The organism is Staphylococcus sp. GDY8P57P (assembly GCF_017892585.1).
Lineage (GTDB): Bacteria > Bacillota > Bacilli > Staphylococcales > Staphylococcaceae > Staphylococcus > Staphylococcus borealis.
Window position 1 is genome coordinate 1 of sequence record NZ_JAESLK010000028.1, and the last position, 4,022, is coordinate 4,022.

The window sequence follows — 4,022 nt, forward strand, 5'->3', positions numbered from 1 at the left end:
TTTCCAAAATTGAATCCATTGCTTTTGATTCACATAGTTTTCAGTGTTATAAAAATAAGTGCTTTCTACACAAACCAACACATGCATGTGTTGGTTATAAGAATTATCTATATTATTTACAGTTACTTCTGTCGCTCGCATAAAACCAACTAAGTTTTTATTAATTTTCTTATATTTCATCATACGATTAAAACCTTTTGACATATCCGATAAACTTTTATTTAATTCAGTACCATCATAAACATTTCTAACGGTCAACGTAAGGAAAAGCCAACGAACTGTTGGTTTTTGTTTGATAACTTCTGCAACAACCTTTTGTGACTGAATACCATGCTTCATTGCTCTCCTCCAGTTGCACATTGGACATAATCGAGATTTACAAAACCACACACGATATAACGTTTTTTCTCCCGTTTCATAACTCACTTTATATTCAAGTACCTCTGCACAATCTTTTACACGTTCAGCCTTTTTAAATTCAAGAATATGCAAGAGTTCAAAATAATCTACATTTGCCATTTTCTTTTCTCGCCAAGGTCTTATTTTTCCACTTTTTGTTTTGTCGATTAGTACACTTGATTTTTCATCTGAATTAATGCTATTATTATTGCACATAATTAATACAGAAACCCCCTATGTAAATTTGTTTTTGTGTGGTAACTTAAACAATAACATAGGGTATTTTTCTGTGCAAGGATTTTTAAAGGTTCATTAACCTTATAAAGCCAATCACACCAACACTTTAAACGCGATGTAAACTATAAAAATAAAAACTTGTTGTTTCTATATGTATCAAGATAAGAAAGAACAAGTTCAAAACCATCAAAAAAAGACACCTTTTCAGGTGCTTTTTTTATTTTATAAACTCATTCCCTGATCTCGACTTCGTTCTTTTTTTACCTCACGGTTATGAGTTAGTTCAAATTCGTTCTTTTTAGGTTCTAAATCGTGTTTTTCTTGGAATTGTGCTGTTTTATCCTTTATCTTGTCTACAAACCCCTTAAAAACGTTTTTAAAGGCTTTTAAGCCGTCTGTACGTTCCTTAAGGAATTCCTTAGTGCTTTCATAGATTAAACTCACATCACGCTTTAAATCGCTTATTTTAGACTTTAAAGACTTATTTTCTTCAAGCAACTCATTATAATCATTTACATTTTCGTTAAATCGCTCTACAAGACCACTATATTTTTCTTTAACTTGCCCATGTTCTTTACTTAATTTTTTATATTCTCTCGCCATATCAGTACTCATGAGATTTCTAACATGCTGTTTTAACTTATCGTTATCTCTCGCAGCAGTCACTAAGTTTTTATAGTCACGCTCCGATATAACAACATTTTTAGTTGGTTTCTTTTCTGTTTTCATTATTTCTTTTCCTAAACCAAACATGGACTTTTCACCCGTTGGCACTTCAACATTTTTCATGTGTCGTTTCGCTGGTACTTCTAAATCTGATTTAACTTTATCGCTATAAGCAGTCCATTCATCTTTTTTAACTGCTAAGTTTTTTTCTAGAAAATCAATCTCTTTTTCCAAAGTTTGTTTTTTAAATTTAGCTGTCTCAATATGTTTACGGTCAGAGCCACGTTCACCACGCTTCAACTCAAAACCCTGTTTTTTCATATGCTCGGGGAATTTATCTTGTAACCATAACAGTTCTTGACGATTAAACACATTTTTTCCTTGTAATTTTCCATCACGCATAGGCACAACACCTAAATGCATGTGAGGGGTTTGCTCATCATTATGGACTGTTGCGTAAGCAATATTTTGCTTGCCGTATCGTTCAGAAAATAATTTATAACTTTCCTCAAAAAATCGTTTTTGTTCTCCTGGATCCAGTCGCTCAAAAAAATCTCGGTCAGATGTTACTAACAACTCATTTACAAGAACAGCATCTTTTCTTGTTTTTCGTGTACCTGTTTTTTGTGAATCGATTATGTCTTTTACACGTTCGTTATAATTTATGTTTTCATCGTTTTGCAAATCATAATTTTCATGCGTTCGCTCTCTGTCAATATCTTCATTCGTTCTACTTTCTCGCTCTCTTTGATTATGAAATTGCATGCCCTTTAGTCCAGCTGATTTCACTTTTTGCATTCTACAAACTGCATAACTCATATGTAAATCGCTCCTTTTTAGGTGGCACAAATGTGAGGCATTTTTGCTCTTTTCCGGCAATTACTTCCATGTAAAGTATAACACATTATACTTTATATCCATAAAGTGTGTGCTCTGCGAGGCTATTGGCTCTGCCAACAAAACCCTGCATACTGATTACCAGTATGCACAAAACCTTTAAGACCTTTCTTTTTTTTACGAGAAAAAAGAAACAAAAAAACCTGACCTCTGCCACCTCAGCAAAAGGGGGATTTGCTCTCGTGGCTCGTTTAAAAAAGACAAGGGACAGGTCGTATTTTTCAAAACGCTGCGCTGAAAAATCTCCACCTTAAACCCTTGTCTTTTTTATTTTGTCCGTTATGTTTTTCGTACCGAAAGCCGTACTCAGCAAAATCAAAATTTGCTCGACTTTCGGTTTTCCAGGATAACGGACAAAACCACTTAAAATAACAAAAGACACGAGAATGATCTCTCGTATCTTTTGTATTCTTATTCAACAATCGCGCCCGATTGCAGTATAAATTTAACGGTCGTTCATCATGTTCTTATTTATCAGAGCTTGTGCTATAATTATTTTAAGTTTATAAGAAGGAGAATTAATATATCGGCATTTTTAGTATTTTTGTAATCAACACAGTTGATTATCAACCAAACAAAAAATAAGTGGTTATAATGAATCGTTGATAAGCAAAATTCATTATAACCGCATTAAAGAGGGTTATAATGAACAAAAAAAATATAAAAGACAGTCAAAACTTTATTACTTCGAAACGTAATGTAGATAAAATAATGACAAATATAAGCTTAAATGAACATGATAATATCTTTGAAATTGGCTCAGGAAAAGGGCATTTTACCCTTGAATTAGTACAAAGGTGTAATTTCGTAACTGCTATTGAAATAGACCATAAATTATGCAAGACTACAGAAAATAAACTTGTTAATCACGATAATTTTCAAGTTTTAAACAAGGATATATTGCAGTTTAAATTTCCTAAAAACCAATCCTATAAAATATTTGGTAGTATACCTTACAACATAAGTACGGATATAATACGCAAAGTTGTTTTTGAAAGTATAGCTGATGAGAGTTATTTAATCGTGGAATACGGGTTTGCTAAAAGGTTATTGAATACAAAGCGCTCATTGGCGTTACTTTTAATGGCAGAAGTTGATATTTCTATATTAAGTATGGTTCCAAGAGAATATTTTCATCCTAAACCTAAAGTGAATAGCTCGCTTATCAGATTAAATAGAAAAAAATCAAGAATATCGTACAAAGATAAACAGAAGTATAATTATTTCGTTATGAAATGGGTTAACAAAGAATACAAGAAAATATTTACAAAGAATCAATTTAACAAATCCTTAAAACATGCGGGAATTGACGATTTAAACAATATTAGCTTTGAGCAATTCTTGTCTCTTTTCAATAGCTATAAATTATTTAATAAGTAAGTTAAGGGGTGCGTAAACTGCACCCCTTAACTTGTCTTGTTTTGCTTAAACAATCTTGGCCCTTTTGTTGAATTACTCTTTAATAAAATAATTTTTCCGTTCCCAATTCCACATTGCAATAATAGAAAAGCCATCTTCATCTGCTTTTTCTTCATCATCTGTATGTATTAAATCGCCATCTTCTGCGTCATCAAGATTTAATTCCTTATGAATTTCCTTTAATAAACCACCATATGAAATTAATCTTTTTCGATAAAGTCCTTCCTCCAAATCAGCTAAACGCTGCAAATTTCTTTCTTCGTCATCAGTCATAAAATCTGTATCTTTTACTGGATATTTTGCAGTTTCATCAATGGCTGATTTTATATCAGATTTATGTTTATTTTTTGGTCGAATCATTTGGACTTTAACGTTTGGATCATAATCTAATTTCATAGCTCTTT

General features: G+C 32.0%; 5 protein-coding genes. 2 read left to right on the forward strand and 3 right to left on the reverse strand.

The genetic code is table 11. The annotated features are described in order from the left end of the window. Both KA878_RS09940 and mobV read right to left on the reverse strand, forming a co-directional pair. The coding region (locus tag KA878_RS09940) for a protein rep (RefSeq protein WP_210142152.1) at nt 1–615 on the reverse strand (615 nt) is incomplete at its 3' end. A gap of 243 nt (nt 616–858) precedes the next feature. Further along, nucleotides 859–2,121, reverse strand: coding sequence for a MobV family relaxase (gene mobV / locus KA878_RS09945; RefSeq protein ID WP_046207705.1), 1,263 nt, complete (start codon nt 2,119–2,121; stop codon nt 859–861). 603 nt (nt 2,122–2,724) lie between these two features. Here mobV and ermCL point away from each other — a divergent pair. Further along, entirely contained in the window at nt 2,725–2,784 is a 60-nt protein-coding gene (ermCL, locus tag KA878_RS14590) for a 23S rRNA methylase leader peptide ErmCL (RefSeq protein ID WP_014158491.1), read from the forward strand. 60 nt (nt 2,785–2,844) lie between these two features. Beyond that, complete coding sequence (gene erm(C) / locus KA878_RS09955; protein WP_014158490.1) at nt 2,845–3,579, forward strand: 23S rRNA (adenine(2058)-N(6))-methyltransferase Erm(C); 735 nt, start codon at nt 2,845–2,847, stop codon at nt 3,577–3,579. 72 nt (nt 3,580–3,651) lie between these two features. Here the strand turns inward: erm(C) and KA878_RS09960 are convergent. Then, nucleotides 3,652–4,022, reverse strand: a 371-nt coding sequence (locus KA878_RS09960; protein WP_245336753.1) for a protein rep, incomplete at its 5' end; no start/stop codon positions are given.

What these genes read in the sequence shown, in the direction of transcription:
- mobV (WP_046207705.1), bottom strand. Translation starts at nt 2,121, where the DNA reads ATGAGTTATGCAGTTTGTAGAATGCAAAAAGTGAAATCAGCTGGACTA.